Genomic DNA, 878 nt, shown 5'->3' with positions numbered 1-878 from the left:
CCCACCGCGATCGGCCGGATGACGTTCTCCACCGGATTGTTGTCGATCGGCAGGGTGGCGCTGTGCGCGTAGCGCGACAGCGCCGTCCAGCGTTTCAGGCTGTAGTTCATGGCCTTGGCCAGGCCACCCCCGTTGGCCACGCCTTGCCGCGTCAGCTGCAGCCAGTCGTGCATGGCCTGCAGTTTGGGCAGGGCTTCTTGTCCGCGCAGCATCTGCCGTGCGGCGCCCTCGAGGTCGCGGCCGCGCGCTTCGATCGCGTAGAGCTCGGCGATGCGCCGCAAGGCCTCGGTGGCCACCGGGCTCTGGTTGTCTGCGTGCAGCTCGAAGAACTTGCGCCGTGCATGGGCCATGCAGCCCACGTCGGTGATACCGGCCCGGAATAGCGCCTTGTAGCCGCCGTAATCGTCGACCACCAGATGACCGCTCCAGTCCGCCAGAAACGCCCGTGCGTGCGCGCCGCTGCGCCCGGTCTGATAGTCGAACACGGCGATCGGCGGTCCCTCGTCCAGGTCGTTGCTGCGGTAGGCCCAGAGGTAGGCGCGTTTGGTTTTGCCGCGGCCTGGATCGAGTTGCTGCACGGGCGTTTCATCGGCGTGCAGCACGGGTCGTCGTCGCAGCAACTCGCGCAGCCGATCCGCCAGGGGCTGCAAGGCCGCGCCGTAGCGCCCGACCCACTCGGCCAGGGTCGAGCGGGCCAGGGTGACGCCGTCACGGGCGGCGATCTGTTCGAGGCGGTAGAGCGGCAGGTGATCGACGTACTTGCCGATCAGCACCCAGCTAATCAGGCCCGGGGCAGCCATGCCGCCGTCGATCACCGCCGGCGGAACCGGCGCGGCGGTGATGCTTGCGCACGGGCGGCAGGCGTATTGCGGGCGAAT

1 protein-coding gene is annotated in these 878 nt (G+C 68.9%); it reads right to left on the bottom strand.

Annotated elements, in window-relative coordinates; genetic code table 11:
* Positions 1-878: IS66 family transposase (tnpC, locus tag NA637_RS25195; protein ID WP_256075383.1), on the bottom strand; the 878-nt coding region annotated here is incomplete at both ends.

It is taken from the genome of Stutzerimonas stutzeri, assembly GCF_024448935.1.
GTDB classification, from domain to species: Bacteria; Pseudomonadota; Gammaproteobacteria; order Pseudomonadales; family Pseudomonadaceae; genus Stutzerimonas; species Stutzerimonas stutzeri_AO.
The sequence above is the reverse complement of the archived record's forward strand: the minus strand, read 5'-3'. Positions and strand labels throughout refer to the sequence as shown.